The organism is Pseudomonas sp. PDM25 (assembly GCF_019219045.1).
In the GTDB taxonomy this organism is placed as follows: Bacteria; Pseudomonadota; Gammaproteobacteria; order Pseudomonadales; family Pseudomonadaceae; genus Aquipseudomonas.
Map to the genome: position 1 here is coordinate 1 of NZ_JAHUWL010000063.1, position 562 is coordinate 562.

The 562-nt window shown below is 53.6% G+C and carries 1 protein-coding gene; it reads right to left on the reverse strand.

From position 1 onward, the window contains the following. The coding region (locus tag KW848_RS31320; RefSeq protein WP_218539177.1) for a transposase at positions 1–350 on the reverse strand (350 nt) is incomplete at its 3' end. Between the last annotated feature and the right edge of the window lie 212 nt (positions 351–562).

Consider the following 562-nt stretch of genomic DNA (forward strand, 5'->3'; position numbering starts at 1 on the left):
GGACGCAACTCCTCGGCTTCGTTCTTCAGGTAACGAGCCAGCAGCTTGGCATCCAGTGCGTCGGTTTTGGCGCGGATCTTCACGCCTTCGCGATAATGTTTGAGTTCATAGCCTCCCACCATGTAAATCGTGCAACCGGCCTCATAGGCCAGATCAGCGAAGTCCAGGTGGTAAATGTTGGTCGCCTCAATGGCAATCGCCACCGTCCCCGACAATGCCTTCAGCCACTGCTTGATGGATGTTTTGGTGTTGGGAATCTCTTCAAGCAAATCCCCATCAGCCTGATAAATCACCAGTTCATTCTTGGCGACATCCACACCTACGATTGGTTTTGATAGAGAGACCGGCATTGCCACAGGATTTCCTCCGAGATAAGGTTTGAGCACTTGAAGGGCTCACCCAGGGGCGCAGGCTTGTTCCTATCGTCGGTCTAGCCAGATGCATTCTTTATCGGCGCTTGGGTGAAAGGAGGAGGGGCGAAATCTCCCACGGTCTGTACTGCGTCAACAGTCGGAATCGAGCCTTGTCCCTCCTCCTCCCTTCAAGTCCTACCATACAAGCG